Origin of the sequence: Acinetobacter lwoffii, assembly GCF_024129685.1 — a bacterium.
GTDB classification, from domain to species: Bacteria; Pseudomonadota; Gammaproteobacteria; order Pseudomonadales; family Moraxellaceae; genus Acinetobacter; species Acinetobacter lwoffii_X.
On the sequence record NZ_JAMXXL010000020.1, the window covers coordinates 25616 to 45497 of the forward strand.

Here is a 19882-nt window from a genome sequence, read left to right on the forward strand (position 1 = left end):
TTTTAAAAATTATTCAAAGCAATATTTTATTTGCCAGCAGCGTTTACACAGTTTAACCTGATTAAAAAATAATCAACAAAAGACTACATACTTTTTATAACAGCCACGCCTAAGCTAGCCATGTCACTAGAAAAATTCATGACTTAAAAATTGAAGGGCAAAGATGCCAAATAACAATGCATAGGTGAAGCTTATGACTCTGGGTTTAACTGCATTAGAGTTAGCACGAATACAGTTCGCCTTTACTGTATCTTTTCATATCATTTTTCCGGCAATTTCAATCGGCTTGGCCAGCTTTCTGGCCATTCTGGAATGGCGCTGGCTCAAAACTCAAAACCCGATTTTTCAGGATCTATTCAAATTTTGGGTAAAAATTTTTGCTGTGGCGTTCGGGATGGGCGTTGTCTCTGGTGTGGTCATGAGCTACCAGTTTGGAACCAACTGGAGTGAGTTTTCCCGGGTAGCAGGCAGTGTAACTGGACCTTTACTGGCCTATGAAGTACTCACCGCTTTCTTTCTGGAAGCGGGCTTTCTGGGCATCATGTTATTTGGCTGGGGACGGGTAGGACCAAAGGCGCACTTTTTCTCAACTTTGATGGTTGCGATAGGAACCTGTATTTCCATGTTCTGGATTTTATCGTCTAATAGCTGGATGCAGACCCCACAAGGCTTTGCGATTGAAAATGGCCTGATTGTGCCGCAAGACTGGCTTGCTATCGTGTTTAACCCATCTTTCCCTTATCGTCTGGCCCATATGGCCATGGCTGCCTTTCTGGTTTCCGCCTTACTGGTCGCTGCTACAGCCGCATGGCATCTGATCAAAGGCCGTCGTGATGCACTGGTCAAGACCTCATTTTCCATGGCGATGTGGCTGCTTCTAGTACTAGCACCTTTACAGGTCATCGTCGGTGATATGCACGGTATTAATACCCTTGAGCATCAGCCAGCAAAACTTGCAGCCATGGAAGGGCACTGGGAAACCAATCATAATGAAGGGATGCCCTTATATCTCTTTGGTATTCCAGATATGGAGGCCGAAGAAACCAAATATGCAATCGGAATTCCCAACTTGGGTAGCCTGATTTTAACCCACTCGATGGATGGCAAGGTTACGGGGCTTAAAGACTTTGCGCCTGAAGACCGGCCGAATTCACTGGTGGTGTTCTGGAGCTTCCGGATTATGGTTGGACTAGGCGTATTGATGTTGTTACTGGCGTTATGGGGAGCGTGGGCACGTACCCGTGGTCGCTTTTATGAATCCCGTGCATTGCATCGATTTGCCTTGATTATGGGACCTTCCGGCTTTATTGCCATGCTGGCGGGATGGTTTACCACAGAAGTCGGCCGTCAGCCTTGGGTAGTCTACGGCATCATGCGGACCAAGGATGCATTGTCACCAGTTTCCGCTGAACAGGTGGGGCTAACCCTGATTATTTTTGTAGTCGTCTACTGTGTGGTATTTGGTATCGGGATTTACTACATGTTGCGTCTGATGCACAAAGGTCCCGAGTTTATTCATACTCGACCAGATCATGAATCAGACAGCGATGTAGTGCAGGCCTCGCGTCGGCCATTAAGTAGTATTCGAGAACGTATCGAAGAAGTTCCTGAACAACCGGATCAGGAGGATAAAAAATGATTGATTTATCATTAATCTGGATTGTGATTATTGGTTTGGGTGTATTGATTTATACCATTCTCGATGGTTTCGATCTGGGCATCGGCATCTTGTTTCCTTTTTTCCCACATCAAGATGAACGTGATGTCATGATGAATACCGTGGCTCCGGTCTGGGATGGCAATGAAACCTGGATGGTACTGGGTGGTGCAGGGTTATTTGCAGCTTTCCCACTTGCTTACTCGACCGTACTCTCGGCACTGTATATGCCAATTATTCTGATGGTGATTGCCTTGATTTTCCGCGGCGTGGCTTTTGAGTTCCGCTTCAAGGCAAACCGCAGTAAGCATTGGTGGGATAAAGCCTTTATCGGTGGTTCTGCGATCACCAGTTTCCTGCAAGGCATGATTTTAGGGGCCTATATTCAGGGGATTGAAACCCGAAATGGTGTCTATGTTGGGGGTGGTCTGGACTGGCTCACTCCATTCAGTATTTTCACCGGAATCAGTGTGGTGGTGCTCTATGCGGCATTAGGCTGTGGCTGGCTCATCTATAAAACCGGAGATGACTTACAAGATCGAATGTTTAAACTGATGCCTAAGCTGATTATTGCCTTGCTGATCATATTGGGTGCTGTCAGTATTTATACGCCGTTGACTCATCCTCAGATTGCTGAACGCTGGTTTAGTCAGCCACAATTTACCTATTTTATGCCAGTTCCAGTTCTGGTTCTGCTATTTACCTGGCTGGCCTTACGTGCCTGCAAAAGACGCAGTGAATTAGGTCCATTTACCTATATGCTGGTTCTGGTTTTCCTCGCTTATACTGGATTCTTGATCAGTCTATGGCCATATATTATCCCGCCGAGCGTGACTATCTGGCAGGCTGCAGCGCATGAAAATAGCCAACTATTTGCCTTGATTGGTGCCTTGATCCTGATTCCTATTATTGTGATTTATACTGGTATGTCCTATTGGGTGTTCCGGCATAAGGTCAGGGTCGGCGATGATGGCTATCATTAAGGAGTGGTCATGAAAGGCAAACAGGCATTATGGTTTGTAGGACTATGGCTGGCAGGATTTTTAACGCTGGTCCTGATTGCCGGCGCATTCCGCTTTCTGGTGCATTTGGCTTATTAAATCGGTAAAACTAAAATGAGTGAAAAAAAAGTGATCAGAATGTCCTGATCACTTTTTATCATTTGCAATTCATCTTTGACAAAATCAAATTTACGATTTTACCTGCTTACGATAAACACTTGGACGTACAGGGCGACTGCCTTTCCAAAGGCCTTTTTTCTGTTTCTTAGCTTTATTTTGCAGCTCCATCATATAGCGTAAATGGTTTTTATCTTTGATATATTCTTCATAGACCCACGCTGCACCACGTTTGACAATCTCTTCATTGATATTTTTGCGATAGCGGTAGACCACACCGACACAGCGGCCATAACGGTCAATATCGGTAATCTTGACCCGAACCATTTTATTATTCACCATGCTTTTGACCAGACGCTGCGATTCTTTACCATAGGCTTGCGATGATTCAGGAGCATCAACGAAGGCAAAGCGTAATTTGGTTTCAGAGCGACGAATGTTAAAACGGTAGCAGGTGAGGGTATCACCATCACTTACGGCTTTTACACGGCACCAGTATTTTTTGCCTTTCTTAAAAGGGCGGAAAACATCTTTTAAATAAACTGTAATCTTATGCAGCAGATAATAAGAAAAACACAGCAGTACGAGGCCCAGCACAATTTGCCAGGTGATGGAGAGATTTAACAAAGGCAAGATCCAAATCAGCAAAACCAGCTGTAAAATCACAGCTAAAAGTCGAGCCATTTTAGAGCAAAGCCAGTAGATCTACGGCTTAAAAGCTAATCACTCAGTGTTTAGTTTTGTACCAGCTAAAATAGCCTAAGTATATTTTTCTACTGAAAAGATGAAGATGCAACCATCTAAACTTATATAAAAATAGCCTAAGTAAACTTGCATTCCTTTATAAATAGCCTAAGCAAAAATTTTATAAATTTCACTTCTCAAAAATTGATGTCTTTTATTCTCTTGCAAATCCTTATGCCAATACATCCCCATATTAATTTTCGGCAGTTCCACAGGGACTTCAAAAATATTTAGAGTGGTAGCCAATTGTAAATGCGTCAATACATTTTTAGGAATAGTCAGCATGGCTGTCTTTTGCTGCTCCAGAATTTGCAGAGCAGTTGAGTAATGCTGACAGCGTAAAAAAATCTGTCGTGAATATTGTTTCCGACTTAAATAAATATCTTCAACCAAAACACCAGTACGGCGTGATGACACGCCAATATGAGGTGAGGCAAGATAAATCTGCTCATTCATTTCTGTTAATTGTGTACACACTACAAATTCATCTTGAACCAGACGCTCAAACTGGATTTTTTCAGCAATGTTTTGTTCCAGATCTATGACAAAATCGACCTGTTGAGAGGCGAGGTCTGCTGCTATATTTTTACGGTCCAGCTTCATGCTGCTAAGTTGAATTTCCAGATTGAGTTGTTGAAAGTGCTGAACCAGTCTGGGAAAGATCATTGGCTCAATTTCATCATGTACGGCAATTTTCAAACTCTGAATCATTTCCGGTCTGAAGTGCTGATGCTGTATTGAAATATTTTGAATCGCAAAAAGTGCATTCTTCAGCTCAGGATAGATCTGTTCCGCAAACGGCGTAGGTTGCATTTTGCTGCCAGTACGTACAAATAAATCATCCTGTAAATGCTGTCTTAAACGTTGTAAAGCATGACTGGCAGCAGACTGGCTAACTGATAAAATCTGTGCAGCTTTAGAAATACTGTTCTGCTCATAAATTGCCATAAAAAGCGGATAAAGGTTAATGTCGATACGATGAAAATTTCGCAGGTCCATGACTGTTTTAGAATGAATGCTATGCATAATAATGTATGGAGTAAAATCATTTTATTCATAATAGGTTTTGGGTTAAGGTGTTGTAAAGCGTATGAATTAGAATATTTAGAGGGATAAAGAGATGTTTGAGCTTTCAGCACGTGCACAAGATTATTTAAATAGAACCAAAAAATTTATTGCTGAGGAAATTGAACCAGTTGAAGCTGATTTCTGGCAGCAAGTTCATGAGTTGAACCAAGGCGGCGACTGGACCAAATGGCAATGGCCTGCAGAACTGGAAAGCTTAAAAGCCAAAGCCAAGGCAGCTGGCCTTTGGAATATGTTTCTCCCTTGTTCTGAACTTGGCCAGGGTTTATCGGTTCAGGAATATGCACATATTGCCGAACTTTCAGGTCGTATCCTGATTGCACCAGTCGTATTTAACTGTAATGCGCCAGATAGCGGCAATATGGAAGTATTGTGGCGTTATGGTTCTGAAGAACAGAAACAGCAATGGCTGATGCCACTTTTAGAAGGAAAAATCCGTTCGGTCTTTTGTATGACTGAACCTGCAGTCGCATCCAGTGATGCGACCAATATGCAGGCAACGGCGATGGTGGAAGGTGATGAGATTGTTCTCAATGGCCGTAAATGGTGGTCATCAGGTCTAGGCGATCCAAATGCCAAAATCATTATTTTTATGGCGCATACTCCAGATGAAACAAAAGACCGTCATCATCAGCATTCGATGGTTTTAGTTCCTGTGGATACTGCCGGCGTTAAAATCGAACGCATGCTACCTGTATTTGGTGACTACGATGCACCACATGGCCATGGTGAAGTCAGCTTTGAAAATGTCCGCGTTCCGGTAGCGAATTTTATTGGTGGCGCCGGTCAGGGCTTTGAAATTGCCCAAGGTCGTTTAGGACCAGGCCGTATTCATCATTGCATGCGCTGTATCGGGGCTGCGGAAAAATCCTTAGAGTTGATGATTGACCGAGGCATGAGCCGGACAGCATTTGGCAAAGAGATTTTAAAACTTGGCGGCAATCTGGAACGTGTCGCGGAAGCCCGGGTTGCAATTGATCAGGCACGCCTTTTGACCTTGTATGCCGCCTATAAAATGGATACTTTAGGGAATATGGCGGCACTGACTGAAATTTCTGCAATTAAAGTCGTTGCGCCAAGTGTGCTGGAAAAAGTTGTCGATATGGCAATCCAGATCCACGGCGGTGCCGGTGTCTCTCGTGATACGCCACTGACCGGATTCTTTGCCCAGGCACGTGCCTTACGTTTGGCTGATGGCCCGGATGAAGTGCATAAGGGCATGATTGCCAAACTGGAACTGGCAAAACGTGGCTACAGTACACGCCACAAAAAATAAACTGGCTTAAATAGAAGATTGCAACGTATTAAAAAATTTTAAGGAAAAATTATGGCGGTTATTGATGTAGGTGGAGCAGTTCGTGCAGGTGAAGAACTGGATGTACAAGCCATCACCAATTGGTTAATTCAGCAAAATGTGAATGTTGAAGGCCCTGTGCAAGTGACCCAATATTCAGGCGGAGCTTCAAACTGGACCTACCGTTTACAGTATGCCAATGCCGATTTAATTTTACGTCGTCCGCCACAAGGTACCAAAGCCAAATCAGCCCATGATATGGCACGTGAATATCATGTGCAGAAAGCCTTGGCTGAACATTATCCCGTCGTGCCTGAAATGGTCGCGCTTTGTCAGGATGAATCAGTGATTGGTTGTGATTTCTATGTGATGAAACGGCTTGAAGGAATTATTCCTCGCGCCAAAATGCCAGCTGAGCTGCAGCTTACTGAATCCGATATCCGGACTTTATGTATCAATGTGATTGATAAACTGATCGAATTGCATCAGGTGCCTTATCAAGGAACTGAACTTGAAAATCTCGGTAAGGGTGAAGGCTATTGTCGCCGTCAGGTCGAAGGCTGGGATGTACGTTATGAAAAGGCTAAAACTTTAAATGTTCCATCGTTTAAATATGTGCGCAACTGGCTTAAAGATAATATTCCTTCAGATTCTAAAACCTGTGTGATTCATAATGACTGGCGTTTTGATAATGTCATCTTAAATCCGGAAAATCCGACTGAAGTGATTGGTGTACTGGACTGGGAAATGGCCACCCTTGGCGATCCGCTCATGGATCTAGGTTCTGCCTTGGCCTATTGGGTAGAAGATACCGATAATGCCATTTTTAAAGCGACTCGTCGTCAGCCGACCAATCTAAAAGGTATGTTTACCCGTAAAGAGGTCGTAGATTATTATCTTGAAAAAACCGGTTTGCAACCGGAAAACTGGGCGTTTTATGAGGTGTTCGGAATTTTCCGCCTCGCGGTGATTGCCCAGCAGATCTATTATCGTTATTACCATAAACAGACTAATAATCCAGCGTTCAAGGATTTTTGGGTGGTGATTCATGCCTTGCATATTCGTGCCTTAAAACTGATTGGCAAGCAAAAACTGGAAGCCAATGAGATTGCACAAAAGTATGTGCTTAAATTTAAAGAGATAATGCCAAAATGACTACCATTTACTTGATCCGGCATGGCCAGGCCTCTTTTGGCGCAGAAAGTTACGATCAACTTTCGCCCAACGGCGAGTTACAGGCAAAGCTTTTGGGTCGCTATTTTGACGAAATCCTGAAAGAAGCGCCTTATGTGGTGGCAGGTTCCATGCAACGCCATCAACAGACAGCGCAATTATCACTGGACGAATGTTTTCCGGAAAGCGAGATTCTGACCGATAGTGCCTGGAATGAGTTTAATCATCAGCAGGTATTTGCGCGTTATGAGCCGCGCTTTAATCAGCCTGAATTGCTGAAACAGGATGTGTCAGAACATGAAAATCCACGGGATTATCTGAGCAAGATTTTTAGCGGTGCAATTGCACGCTGGACTGGCGATGATTATCACCATGAATATGATGAATCTTGGCCAAGTTTCAAAGCACGCGTGGAAAGCGGCTTAGAAAATTTGTGTGACAAGCTGGCCAAAAGCCGTCCGCGCTATGCAGTGGTCTATACCTCAGGTGGTGTGATTTCTGTTGCAGTGGGTAAGATTTTAGGGCTGAGCCCGGAGAAAACCTTTGCCCTAAACTGGGCGATTACCAATACCAGTATCACGACACTGCGTCTGGTGGGTAATGAACCGCAACTACTCAGTTTAAATGAACATCATTTTATTAAAGCACAGCATCCAGACTTATTGACCTGGATTTAAAATGAGATTGAAAACGTAATGCGCTAGAAAAATAAAGGAATAGGGTAAACATATGGTTAAAACAATTTTAATTACCGGTGCAAGTTCAGGGATTGGCGCCGGTATGGCACGTGAATTTGCAAAAAAAGGCTATAATCTGGCCATTTGTGCGCGTCGTCTGGAGCGTCTGGAAACCTTAAAACAGGAACTGGAAAGCCAATATGGCATCAAAGTCATTGCCAAAACTTTAGATGTGACCGATTACGATCAGGTTTTTGAGGTTTTCCGCGCGTTTAAAGAAGACTTTGGCACGATTGACCGAGTGATCGTCAATGCCGGTGTCGGTGAGGGCCGTCGAATCGGTAAAGGTAATTTTGCCATTAACAAAGCCACGGTGGAAACCAACTTTATTTCGGCATTGGCACAATGTGAGGCTGCAGTTGAAATCTTCCGTGCACAAAACTCTGGTCATCTGGTGATGATTTCATCCATGAGTGCCATGCGCGGTATGCCAAAACATTTAACGGCTTATGGTGCAAGTAAGGCCGGCGTGGCTAATTTAGCGGAAGGCATTCGAGCTGAACTGATCGATACGCCAATTAAAGTCACCACCATTTTCCCAGGATATATTCGGACTGAAATTAATGAAGGGGCAAAAAAGCTACCTTTTGAAGTAGATGAAAAAACCGGTTCGCGTTTATTGGCAGCAGAAATTGAAAAAGCGCCAGTGAAAGCCTATGTACCGAAATGGCCTTGGTTACCACTCGGTCTAGCCATGAAAGTATTACCACTTAAACTGGTGAACAAGTTAGGTTAAAAGTAATCTTAGATCTATAAAAAGAGAAGCTAGAGCGCTTCTCTTTTTATTTTATGACAAACTGAGAAAAATTTCTAAACCAGTATTTTTTTCTAAAAAAATGTATAGCTTGAATTTTCAGAAAAGCGAAATCTTATAAATCCTAATGTATTGATTATTAAAATAAAGTTTTAAATTATCAAAAATTATATTTTTATTTTATTGATGAATTTGCAATTAAATCAATTACTTTTAAATTTTCGTTTCATGAGAAAGACCATCTTTTACTTTTCCTAATTTTCGCCAATTTTAAGAACTTTTCCAAACTGTCCAAAACTTAGACATACTCACTCTAAAAGTGGAAAGATAACTTCTCTTTTTTAGAATTTCCTTTAATGTACAACCGTTCAGAAATTAAAGGTTGTCCATATGTCTACATCTGCGGATATGACTGACCAGCAGCGAATCTCCAAGGTCAGAAGTATCGTTACCCAGGCCGGGGAAGAGGTACGTGCTCGTTATCCCATACTCAAACATCAGAACTTTATCGGTGCGAGTATTTTAGGCTTTGCCTGGGCAGGCATGATTGCATGCGCGGTAGCATATGGAACCGGTTATCTCTCAGCATGGTTTACCATTCCTTTGATTGCGATTTTTGCATCATTGACCCATGAACTGGAACATGACCTGATTCATTATATGTATTTCAAAAAAACACCTTGGGCACATCATTTGATGCTGGCACTGGTCTGGCTGGCACGTCCAAACACCATCAGTCCGTGGGCACGTCGTCGTTTACATTTGCATCATCATAAATATTCAGGCACTGAACATGACCTGGAAGAACGTGGCATCAGTAATGGTATGCCTTGGGGCATTCGCCGAATTCTGGTGATTAGTGACCAGTTGATGTCAGTGTATCTGCGTCCATTTCAAATGTTTAAAATGATTCATCTTTTTCTGGAAAAGCAGCCTGAAAAAGAACGTAAAATTGCCATGATTTCTCAGTTATGCGGCTTTTTACCTCTCAGCATTATTTACTATGGATTATGCTATCTGTTTGTGGTCTTTCATGGTTTAAATGCGGTTGCACCACTATTCGGTTATGAGATGCTCTGGTCGCAAGGCATTGTCGATGCTATGCCAATCGTAAATCTGCTGGCAGTCATCTGGGTGATTCCTAACTTTATCCGTTCTTTTAGCTTGCAGTTTGTCAGCTCAAGTATGCATTACTATGGCGATATCGATCCACGTGATGTGATCAAACAAACCCAAGTGCTCAATCCATGGTGGATGGTCCCGTTCCAGTTATTCTGCTGTAATTTTGGTTCGACCCATGCAATTCATCATTTTGTGGTCAAAGAGCCATTTTATATCCGTCAACTGACGTCCAAAACGGCGCACAAAGTGATGAAAGAAGTGGGTGTGCGTTTTAATGATGTGGGAACTTTCAAGCGTATGAATCGCTGGAATGATTATAAAATCTGATAAGTGAGCTTGTAAAAATCCTGCTTTTTAGCGGGATTTTTTTATATTCATCCTTTGTGATTTATTCAATGTCACAAAGATATCTAAGCCTATATTTTGCAAGAATCCTATCTTGTCAATTTAGGTGAACATTCATTTAAAATGACTGTTGAGGAAATAGTTCAAAAGGATAAACTCAGGTAAAATCAATTATATCTCTATATAAATTAGCCCACTATGTTGCTGAAAGCCGCCACCATTGCCTTGATTCCTGCACTTGTCATTCAGGGTAATCGCGTCAAGAAAAATACCTTGAAGTTGCCTGAACCACAGGGAAAACGTGAAGGTCGAACAGGAACAGGCAAAAAACTTTCTCTGCTCATTTTAGGAGATTCCGCGGCGGCAGGTGTAGGAGTCGAACATCAGGATGATGCATTACTGGGTGCAATTCTGCATGAACTGAAAAATAACTTTGAAATTGACTGGAAATTACAGGCCAAAACAGGCGATACCAGCTCAAAAGTAATTCATGCTTTGGACCAGATTGAAGTCCAGCAATATGATGTAATCGTCACGTCGGTTGGCGTCAATGATGTGACCAAACTGATGCCTGCTGATATTTGGATTCAGAAACAGGAACAGCTTTATAGCAAAATCCAGCAAAAATTTAGTCCGAAACTGATCATTGCTGCCGGAGTTCCGCCAATGAATATGTTTCCGGCGCTACCGAATTCTTTAGCCTGGCTATTTGGCCAGTATGCTAAACAGATGAACCAGCAACTGGAAAAATTTGTGAATCAGCAAGTGAATATGCAATGGATTGAATACGATATTGAAAAATACCGTGCCATGAATTTACAAATGGCTGTAGATGGTTTTCATCCGAGTAAGGAAGTTTATACACTTTGGGGACAAGAAGTAGCTGGCAAGATTCGCAAGACCTTTTAAAATAGTTGAAATCTCTCAATTTAGTTAATTCTATGTCTGATATTGAAACCCATCCGCTACCGCCATTTTTACCACCCAATGCCAAATTGCTGATGTTGGGTAGCTTTCCGCCACCTGCCACACGCTGGAAAATGAATTTTTATTATCCGAATTATCAAAATGATATGTGGCGGATTTTTGGACTGATTTTCTTTGAAAATAAAGATTACTTTTTAGATCTACCCAATAAAAAATTTCAGGAACAATTAATCCGGGATTTTTTAACAGAAACGGGGATTGCGATTTTTGATAGTGGCTATCAGATCCGGCGTTTAAAAGGCAATGCTTCAGACAAATTTTTGGAAATAGTAGTACCCACCAATATCGAGCAACTGCTCAGCCAAATGCCGCAGTGCAATCATATTATGACCACAGGCGACAAGGCCACAGACACCATGATGCTGTCCATGCCTGAAGGGACTTTAAAGCCGAGTATTGGCCAGCTAAGTCAGGCCCATTTTGTCGGACGTGATCTGTATTTATATCGCATGCCTTCATCTTCTCGAGCATATCCGGTTTCTCTGGAGAAAAAAGCCGAAAGTTACCGGACAATGTTTGAGCATGTGGGTCTGGTTTAATATTTAATCCAATAATCAGGTGAAAATGGTTAAAGAGATTTTTTTCTGCATATAAGAAATAAACTTACTATTTGTAAGTTATTGGCCTTATTTATTCACATATTTGGATATTCGACCCAGCGATAGCTATTGATCTTAATCTCCCGGACATGATGAAAGCTGGACCAGATTAACTGACTACCTTTGGTCCATTTTAAAGCTCGAATACGCGACTCCACCTGTCGTATTTCCTCAAGCGAGGCCGGACGTAAAGGACCAATTTCTGCATATAAGCGTACTCCTGGATAACGCTTAAATTTACCTTTAAGTAACGAATGAAACCAAAACAGTTTGCTACTGTTCACAGCCTGTATGCATGCCATCGGCTGATGCTGTAAATTCTCAGAAAAAGTAGTGGAATAAGTATCAAAGAAGAAACCGATACTGGTCTTTTTGTTGAGAAATATGGTTCCGATCGGAGTAATACTAGGAAAGCCTTTGGGGTTGACTGTTGCAATAGAGCAATGCATGGCAGCCCGTTGTGCATCAGCGACCACCTGACGAATCTGTTGCCATTCACTATCAGAAATCATGTCGTGATTCTCTTTTTATTTTTTATAAATTTTATAACAACTTATTTAGCTTGGCATTGCCTGAAAAAATTGAAGATAGGGCAGTTTAATCAATCTAAAACGTCACTCAGATTATAAAAAAGAGCCCCATAGGCTCTTTAAAAAATGCAAAATTCGGCGATTAGTCATCGTATTCGACATAATCCCACAAATTTAAACGTGCTTTAATTTCCTGACGGATTTCAGGCAACATCGGCAAAAGAGTACCATCAATCCATAAGCTTAACGCTTGGGCAGAGAGTACTTGCTGCTGTTCATCGACCAGTTGTGCACCTTTCAACATGATACCGGTCTCATCAGTGGCTTCAGTTTCTACACCTTTAAATAAAACCTGTAATTCATAACTACTATCCTGAATCTGCCATTCCAGTTCGAGCTGAATATTTTCACTGGATTTCAAAACTACCTGTCCCTCGACCGTATCGGAGTCGGACAAACAGTCATGTTCCACCCGAATTTTGGCCAAATACCATTCTTGCTGGGATAAATCATGGAGAGTTTTTACAGGCGTGAGAATATCACTGAACTTAAACTGACGGCTTAGATCAAAAAATTGCATGGGAGTGGAGGGCGAACAAGCGCAAAATACGAGAAAAATGTAATTCTAAAGTAAGCGCAATAGACTGTAAAACCCTTTAAACGATGATTGGACTAAGTTAATTTAAGCGGTCATTCTCAAAATACAGGCTTTTCATGTCGTCGTAATTGTGAGGTCATTCTAATGTCATTACATTAACCATTCACCGGGAAATTTCGTCACCAGATTCATCATAAAACGCTGGAATTTTGTAGTTTCCGGATCATGTAAATGCTGAATACTACGGCCATCTTTTTGATGTTCCAGCCAAATCATTTCATTTTTTTCGTTCAGTTTAAGTTGATAAGCCACGCGTGGTAAGTACTGATCCATCGCACTGGTGATTTCCTTCTGAAAATCTTCCGATTCAATGACCAGACCGACTTCGGTATTCAGATAGGCTGAACGCGGATCAAAATTAAATGAACCGACAAACACCATGCCATCCAGATCAAAAAATTTGGCATGCAAACTGGAGCTATTTTTGTTTTTAGCCGGGATGATGTCTCCAGTCATAATTTCATACCAGGTCCGTTCCGGACGGACAATGTAGGGTTTAAATTCCCAGAGTTCGATGCCACTTTTCAATAATTGCTGACGATATTGCTGATAATAGGCATGCACCGCAGCCACATCATTGGCCTGAAAAGAGTTGGTCAGGATTCTGATTTTCACACCTTGTTGCGCACGGCGGGTTAAATAGTCGGCCCCTTTTTGCGTGGGAATAAAGTACGAGGACACCAGTTCCAGATGTTTTTTTGGCTCACCCATCAGTTCGAGCATATGGGTATAAATATAATCGCCATTTTTGGCATGGGGGCGTGCTTTTGCGGGACTATCCGCAACAAAATAAGCCGGCGCCCAGTGAATGGGTTGTTTTTTTAAGTGTTGTTCGACTTGTTTCTCGGCAATGCCCACCCGGCGTTTGAGTTCAGTTTCGTCAACATCTTCTCGTTCAAATTCAGTTCTGAGCCTTTTAAGCATTTCAGGATGGCCGGCATCATTCAAGATCTGTCGAACGTCATAACTCAGATCATCATTCCAGAAGTTAATAAAGGTCTGATTGGCATCTGTTACGCTTTGCCCTGCGAAGAATATATCCACATCGGTGAATTGAAAATCTTCACTGGCATCAAAATATTCACTACTGATATTGCGGCCGCCGGTCACGGCTGCAGTGCCATCCGCAATGATTAATTTATTGTGCATGCGATGATTGACCTTTTTCATCCGGAAGCCATAATCTAGCGCACGTAAATGACGAAATTTATAGGGATTAAAAATCCGGACTTCAAAATTTGGATGCTGGCTTAAAGCAAGAAGCTTGTCATCAAGCTGGGTGCCATTTTGATCATCAATCTGGACCCGAACTTTGACACCGCGATCGGCGGCTTTGAGTAATTGGGACAAGATCATATTGCCAATATAATCATCCTTCCAGATATAATATTGTAGATCCAGATGATATTTGGCTTTGTTAATCAGGTGCAGGCGTGCTGCCATACTCATAAAGCCATCATAGAGCGGCAAGAAAGCCGTTTTACCGCTATTGATCTGTTGTTTTGAAAGTTGATTGTCGATCCAGTGCGCAGGTCGAACCGGCGTGATTTTCGCTTCTTCAGCAGTGTTGGGAGCCAGTTCACAGCCAGAAAGCATGATGCTAAAAGTAAAAATGCTCAAACATACAAAGGGCGAAGGTTTAGTCATTGATGTTCCATTAATTATAGGATCTTTTATTCCTTATCTGATGATGTTAATAGTTGAATCTGCGAATAGAAAGAGGTTACTGTTAGTCATCTGTAAATCAGCAAAAAAAGACAGTTTTACATGAAATCACGTGCAGCAGTTGCGTTTGGTCCAGGCCAGCCATTAGAAATTGTAGAAGTGGATGTTGCTCCACTAAAAGCAGGTGAAGTACTGGTAAAAATTAGCCATACAGGCGTGTGTCATACCGATGCATTTACCTTGTCTAGTGAAGATCCTGAAGGTGTATTTCCTGCAATTTTGGGTCATGAAGGTGCGGGTGTGGTCGTTGAAGTAGGTGAAGGGGTCACCAGCCTGAAACCGGGCGATCACGTGATTCCGCTTTATACTGCTGAGTGTGGCGAATGCTTGTTCTGTAAATCAGGTAAGACCAACCTGTGTGTTGCTGTGCGTGCGACCCAGGGTAAAGGTGTCATGCCAGATGGTACGACCCGTTTCTCTTATAATGGCGAGCCGATCTATCACTATATGGGTTGTTCAACTTTTTCTGAATATACCGTGGTAGCTGAAGTTTCTCTGGCAAAAATTAATCCTGAAGCCAACCATGAGCATGTTTGCCTGCTTGGTTGTGGGGTGACTACCGGTATTGGTGCATAACACCGCTAAAGTTCAGGAAGGCGACAGTGTTGCAGTATTTGGTTTAGGTGGTATCGGTCTTGCTGTAGTACAAGGCGCACGTCAGGCCAAAGCCGGCCGTATCATTGTGATTGATACCAATCCGGATAAATTTGAACTGGCGAAACAGTTTGGTGCAACAGATTTCCTGAATCCAAAAGACTATGATCAGCCGATCCAGCAAGTGATCGTCGAAATGACTGGTTGGGGGGTAGACCATTCATTCGAATGTATCGGTAATGTAGATGTAATGCGTTCAGCACTAGAATGTGCGCATCGTGGCTGGGGTCAGTCGGTAATTATTGGTGTAGCCGGAGCAGGTAAAGAAATTTCAACCCGTCTATTCCAGTTAGTCACAGGTCGTAAATGGATGGGTACTGCTTTTGGTGGGGGGAAAGGTCGTTCACAATTACCGGGAATGGTAGAGCAATCCATGAAAGGTGAAATTCAGCTGGAACCTTTTGTGACTCATACCATGCCATTAGGTCAGATCAATGAAGCTTTTGACCTAATGCATGAAGGCAAGTCGATCCGTACAGTCATTCATTTTGACTAAGCTGTTTTAATCTAAAAAAGACCGGTATTAAACCGGTCTTTTTTATGCGGCTTTCACTTGATTCAGGATACATTAGTGCATGAAAGCCTCACAGAGAGTCACTGAAACAACACACGCCTGCTAATGTCATTACATGCCAGATGCTTATATTAAATAGGACGTATGAAAATACGTGATAAAACCATTTTAAAGAATAAGGATAAGCTCTATGTCGAATGATAATTTTGATCGTGATGTAATTAAGAATGCGCCTAAAGATGTCCGCGATGATTTAAATGCTGATCCAATTACGGGTGAACCTGGCGCACATCCTGTAGGTACAGGTGTAGGTGCTGCAGGTGGCGCAGCGGCAGGTGCAGCCATTGGTGCTGCAGGCGGTCCAGTCGGTGTCGCTGTTGGTGGTGTAGTCGGTGCTGTTGTTGGTGGTCTGGCAGGTAAAGGTGTAGGCGAAGCTATAAATCCAACAGAAGAGCAAGCTTACTGGCGTGATAATTCGATCAATACGCCATACTATTCAGATGCCCGTACTAGCTATAGCGATCTGGATTATGACCGTGATTATGATACGGCCTACCGAGTCGGTTATGAAAACCGTGGCAGCTATGATGCCCATACCCGTTTTGAAGACGTAGAACCTGATTTGAGACTGAAATGGGAACAAATGAAAGGCGAATCTCGTTTAAACTGGGAACAGGCTAAATTTGCAGTGCGTGATGCCTGGAATCGTGTTTCACGTTAATTTTTAATCTTTGGATTAAACTGAAGTTTCTTTGGTAAAATCTGCAATAGGTTTGTGGGTTTTACCAATTTTAGTGATACATCTCACGGTTTGATGAATTAATAAATAAAAGTAGAAAAGTTAATAAATATTTTTTTATATTTAATGCTTGTCAAATGATCACAGAGCGCGTATTTTAATTTCAGAATCACATTTTATGAAAGACATAACATGTTAAAGCAACCTATCATTTCAAACGCATATTTTTATTTCTGGCAGTTTAGCTAATTGCCTGAATGCGTTTGGGCAATGAAAAGGTTGCCCACCAGTTTATACCTGATCGGCAACCCTGATCAGGTTTTTTTATGCCTTTTCATTTTTTACAATATTTTGGAGACAGCCATGACAAACTTTAACTATTCATACTTTAACAACTTTTATTGGTCTTATTTTAGTCAGCTAATGACACTCACAACACCTTCGATTAGACCCATAACGCTCAAATAAAAGTTTGGACTGATTGCCAGTCCCAGGATTAAAGTCATGAATACCCCAAATACATCACAACAACATCATGCTGAAAGCATTTTAATTTTACCTCAGCAGCTTAAGCAGCAATTGCCACTGTCTCCGCAATTAGCCAGCCAAGTCGCTGAACACCGTCAAACTATTCAAAATATATTAGAAGGCAAGGATCATCGTTTAATGGTGGTCACAGGCCCATGTTCCATTCATGATGAAGCTTCCGCGCTAGACTATGCAGAAAAATTAAAACAACTTCAGTCACAGCTATCTGATCAGATTTTCCTGGTGATGCGTGCTTATATCGAAAAACCACGGACTACGGTAGGCTGGAAAGGTTTCCTTTACGATCCAAATCTGGATGGTTCATCCAATATGCAATTGGGCTTGGAAAAATCCCGTGACTTATACCTCAAAATCATTGAAATGGGTCTGCCGATTGCCTCTGAAATCCTCAGCCCGATGGCAACTGCTTATTTCGATGACTTACTAGCTTGGGGTGCGATTGGAGCACGTACCAGCGAATCACAAATTCACCGTGAAATTTCCAGTCATATGCCATATAGCATTGGTTTCAAAAATGGTACTGATGGTTCGATCCAGATTGCTCTGGATGCCATTCAGTCTGCCTCTCATCCACATCAATTCCTGGGGATGAGCCAGTCTGGTTTACCATGCATTTTACACTCGCAAGGTAATCCTAAAGCACATTTGATTTTACGTGGCTCGAATAGCGGACCAAATTACCAATTGTCAGAAATTGAGAAAATCCGGGCCAAACATCAGATCGACTTACCGGCATTGGTGATTGACTGTAGTCATGGCAATAGCTCAAAAAATCCTATGCTGCAGCCTGAAGTATTGGAGCAGATCGTGGCAGAGCGCTTACAGACCAATGTTCGTGGCGTAATGCTAGAAAGTCATTTGGTAGATGGCAACCAGAAAATTTCTGAGCAAATGACTTATGGTCAATCTGTTACTGATGGATGTCTGGGCTGGGGAAAAACACGACAACTGTTACTGGAGGTGGCCAATACTTTAGCGATCAGTTGTCTGAAACGTAGTGCCTAAATTTAAAAACCACTTTCTCTGCTTGAGCAGCGGGGAAAGTGCTTTTTTGAATATCAGGAAGCAGTTATTTATAAATATAATTAACCTGTAATAGGTCACATAATTGTGACGATAATTTTCATCAAATTATTAAAATCTGTTTGTGTCCTTGTCTAACTCTAGACACAATAAAAACCAGTATATCTCTCTGAATATATAAATTTTTCAAATATTTAAATATCAAATCCGTTCACTTGGGGATCTCATTGTTTGCGCTAGAGCTTTTAGAAGAAGCACGAAAATTTATGCACCATATGCTAACCAAAGTGGTTGAATATGGCGGTTCAGATTTATTTATTACTGCAGATTTTCCACCAAGTATTAAACATCAAGGTTTGATGAAACCATTTGGACAGCAGACCCTGACCGCTGAGAAAACCAAGCTCTTTGCTTATAGCCTAATGAATGAAAAACAGCGCAATGAATTTGAAACCGAACTTGAGTGTAATTTTGCGATTACTGTTCCGGGTATTTCACGTTTCCGGGTCAATGTATTCCAGCAACAGTTGAATATCGGTATGGTGATTCGTACCATCACTGCGGAAATCCCAAATTTCCAGAAGTTAAAACTGCCTGAATCGCTGAAACATGTGATTATGGAAAAACGTGGTCTAGTCTTGGTGGTCGGTGGAACCGGTTCGGGTAAATCAACTTCACTGGCAGCGATGATTGACTATCGGAATGAAAACTCGGCTGGATATATCATCACGGTAGAAGATCCGGTGGAATATGTACACAAGCATAAAAAATCCATGATTACCCATCGTGAAGTCGGGGTAGATAGCCATTCTTGGCAAAATGCTTTAAAAAATACCTTACGTCAGGCACCCGATGTGATTTTGATCGGGGAAATCCGCGATACAGAAACTATGGAACATGCGATTGCTTTTGCTGAAACTGGGCATCTTTGTTTAGGTACGTTGCATTCCAATAATGCCAACCAGACTTTAGACCGGATTATTAACTTCTTCCCAGAAGAACGTCGCAATCAGTTGTTGATGGATTTGTCCTCCAATATGAAGGCTATTATTTCACAGCGTTTGGTTCGGACTCAGGATGGCAAGGGACGTCGAGCAGCCATTGAAATCATGTTAAATACACCGCTCATTTCAGACTTGATTTTGAAAGGAGAGTTTCATGAGTTGAAAGCGATTATGGCAAAATCACGGGAATTGGGAATGCAGACCTTTGATCAGGCTTTATTTGAACTCTATAACCAAGGCGAAATTTCTTATGAAGAAGCATTACGTAATGCCGATTCAACCAATGAATTACGTTTACAGATCAAATTAAAAAGTAATTGTCAAGACAATGCTCCGGCTGGGCAAGCCACCCAATTTTCCATGATTACAGAACCGAAAACAACTGATAAAGATGCAGAAGATCATTCGGAAACGGAATAAAAAATTCTAATTTTCTATTAGATAAAACAAAAAAATCAGCCCTCAGGCTGATTTTTTTATCCAAAATCAAAATTAAAGCCCGGCTTCATACTCTGTATTTGAAAGTAGTTTTTCAACATCTGCGATATTATCTGGCTTAATTTTATAGATCCAGCCTTTGCCGTATGGATCATCATTAATGAAATCTGGATCATCTTCAAGATCAGGATTGATTTCAACCACTACACCAGACACTGGTGCATGAATATCGGAAGCTGTTTTTACTGATTCAACCACGCCAGCTTGTTCGCCCGCAGTAATATGTGAATCAAGATCTGGTGCTTCTACATAGACTAAATCGCCTAACGCATCCTGTGCATGGTCGGAAATACCGGTCACAACAAGATCACCCTCAATGCGCACCCATTCATGTGTACTTGCGTACTTTAATTCTGCAGGATGATTCATTGA

The 19882-nt window shown here is 42.0% G+C and carries 19 protein-coding genes and 1 pseudogene; 14 read left to right on the forward strand and 6 right to left on the reverse strand.

The features are described from left to right. The first annotated feature begins 193 nt into the window (after positions 1–193). From NI464_RS10460 to NI464_RS10470, 3 genes are read left to right on the forward strand one after another with little or no spacing between them, the layout of a single operon-like run. On the forward strand, positions 194–1639 hold the full coding sequence (locus NI464_RS10460; protein WP_253138329.1) for a cytochrome ubiquinol oxidase subunit I: 1446 nt from the start codon (positions 194–196) through the stop codon (positions 1637–1639). Then, entirely contained in the window at positions 1636–2640 is a 1005-nt protein-coding gene (cydB, locus tag NI464_RS10465) for a cytochrome d ubiquinol oxidase subunit II (RefSeq protein ID WP_004647089.1), read from the forward strand. Before NI464_RS10460 ends, cydB begins: the two co-directional genes overlap by 4 nt. 9 nt (positions 2641–2649) lie before the next feature. Continuing rightward, the gene (locus NI464_RS10470) at positions 2650–2757 is read left to right on the forward strand and encodes a hypothetical protein (RefSeq protein ID WP_005251975.1); all 108 of its coding nucleotides are present in this window, start codon (positions 2650–2652) and stop codon (positions 2755–2757) included. A gap of 90 nt (positions 2758–2847) precedes the next feature. Here NI464_RS10470 and NI464_RS10475 read toward each other — a convergent pair whose 3' ends face one another. Together NI464_RS10475 and NI464_RS10480 are read right to left on the reverse strand one after the other, a co-directional pair. Next, positions 2848–3459: a thermonuclease family protein gene (locus tag NI464_RS10475; RefSeq protein ID WP_005246145.1), complete on the reverse strand. Its 612-nt coding sequence runs from the start codon at positions 3457–3459 to the stop codon at positions 2848–2850. A gap of 168 nt (positions 3460–3627) precedes the next feature. Next, on the reverse strand, positions 3628–4545 hold the full coding sequence (locus NI464_RS10480) for a LysR family transcriptional regulator (protein WP_253138331.1): 918 nt from the start codon (positions 4543–4545) through the stop codon (positions 3628–3630). A gap of 94 nt (positions 4546–4639) precedes the next feature. Here NI464_RS10480 and NI464_RS10485 point away from each other — a divergent pair, with 94 nt between their 5' ends. The 7 genes from NI464_RS10485 (at position 4640) to NI464_RS10515 (ending at position 11556) form a co-directional block, all read left to right on the forward strand. Continuing rightward, positions 4640–5881: an acyl-CoA dehydrogenase family protein gene (locus tag NI464_RS10485; RefSeq protein WP_253138333.1), complete on the forward strand. Its 1242-nt coding sequence runs from the start codon at positions 4640–4642 to the stop codon at positions 5879–5881. 51 nt (positions 5882–5932) lie between these two features. Then, complete coding sequence (locus tag NI464_RS10490) at positions 5933–7054, forward strand: phosphotransferase family protein (protein WP_005266281.1); 1122 nt, start codon at positions 5933–5935, stop codon at positions 7052–7054. After that, entirely contained in the window at positions 7051–7749 is a 699-nt protein-coding gene (locus tag NI464_RS10495) for a histidine phosphatase family protein (RefSeq protein WP_005266282.1), read from the forward strand. Before NI464_RS10490 ends, NI464_RS10495 begins: the two co-directional genes overlap by 4 nt. A gap of 52 nt (positions 7750–7801) precedes the next feature. Further along, complete coding sequence (locus tag NI464_RS10500; RefSeq protein ID WP_253138335.1) at positions 7802–8545, forward strand: SDR family oxidoreductase; 744 nt, start codon at positions 7802–7804, stop codon at positions 8543–8545. Between the two features lie 408 nt (positions 8546–8953). After that, positions 8954–10012, forward strand: a complete 1059-nt coding sequence (locus tag NI464_RS10505; RefSeq protein ID WP_005266284.1) for a fatty acid desaturase — start codon at positions 8954–8956, stop codon at positions 10010–10012. A gap of 216 nt (positions 10013–10228) precedes the next feature. Next, on the forward strand, positions 10229–10939 hold the full coding sequence (locus tag NI464_RS10510; RefSeq protein ID WP_005266285.1) for an SGNH/GDSL hydrolase family protein: 711 nt from the start codon (positions 10229–10231) through the stop codon (positions 10937–10939). A 32-nt stretch (positions 10940–10971) separates the two neighbouring features. After that, complete coding sequence (locus NI464_RS10515) at positions 10972–11556, forward strand: uracil-DNA glycosylase family protein (RefSeq protein ID WP_005266289.1); 585 nt, start codon at positions 10972–10974, stop codon at positions 11554–11556. Positions 11557–11651: 95 nt separating this feature from the next. Here the strand turns inward: NI464_RS10515 and NI464_RS10520 are convergent, their stop codons facing one another. From NI464_RS10520 to NI464_RS10530, 3 genes are all read right to left on the reverse strand, one after another. Continuing rightward, positions 11652–12128, reverse strand: a complete 477-nt coding sequence (locus NI464_RS10520) for a pyridoxamine 5'-phosphate oxidase family protein (RefSeq protein ID WP_005266291.1) — start codon at positions 12126–12128, stop codon at positions 11652–11654. A 160-nt stretch (positions 12129–12288) separates the two neighbouring features. Continuing rightward, positions 12289–12726, reverse strand: coding sequence for a hypothetical protein (locus NI464_RS10525; protein WP_005106837.1), 438 nt, complete (start codon positions 12724–12726; stop codon positions 12289–12291). A 168-nt stretch (positions 12727–12894) separates the two neighbouring features. Then, the gene (locus NI464_RS10530) at positions 12895–14451 is read right to left on the reverse strand and encodes a phospholipase D family protein (protein WP_005106839.1); all 1557 of its coding nucleotides are present in this window, start codon (positions 14449–14451) and stop codon (positions 12895–12897) included. A 120-nt stretch (positions 14452–14571) separates the two neighbouring features. Here NI464_RS10530 and NI464_RS10535 point away from each other — a divergent pair. From NI464_RS10535 to NI464_RS10550, 4 genes and pseudogenes are all read left to right on the forward strand, one after another. Further along, positions 14572–15679: pseudogene (locus NI464_RS10535) on the forward strand (S-(hydroxymethyl)glutathione dehydrogenase/class III alcohol dehydrogenase). Between the two features lie 208 nt (positions 15680–15887). Then, the gene (locus NI464_RS10540) at positions 15888–16418 is read left to right on the forward strand and encodes a hypothetical protein (RefSeq protein ID WP_005266297.1); all 531 of its coding nucleotides are present in this window, start codon (positions 15888–15890) and stop codon (positions 16416–16418) included. A gap of 522 nt (positions 16419–16940) precedes the next feature. Beyond that, positions 16941–17990 carry a 3-deoxy-7-phosphoheptulonate synthase gene (locus NI464_RS10545; RefSeq protein WP_005266298.1) on the forward strand — a complete coding sequence of 350 codons (1050 nt, stop codon included), beginning with the start codon at positions 16941–16943 and terminating at the stop codon, positions 17988–17990. A 245-nt stretch (positions 17991–18235) separates the two neighbouring features. Next, complete coding sequence (locus NI464_RS10550; RefSeq protein WP_276534876.1) at positions 18236–19432, forward strand: PilT/PilU family type 4a pilus ATPase; 1197 nt, start codon at positions 18236–18238, stop codon at positions 19430–19432. Positions 19433–19504: 72 nt separating this feature from the next. Here the strand turns inward: NI464_RS10550 and gcvH are convergent, their stop codons facing one another. Next, the gene (gene gcvH, locus NI464_RS10555; RefSeq protein WP_004647068.1) at positions 19505–19879 is read right to left on the reverse strand and encodes a glycine cleavage system protein GcvH; all 375 of its coding nucleotides are present in this window, start codon (positions 19877–19879) and stop codon (positions 19505–19507) included. Positions 19880–19882 lie beyond the last annotated feature (3 nt).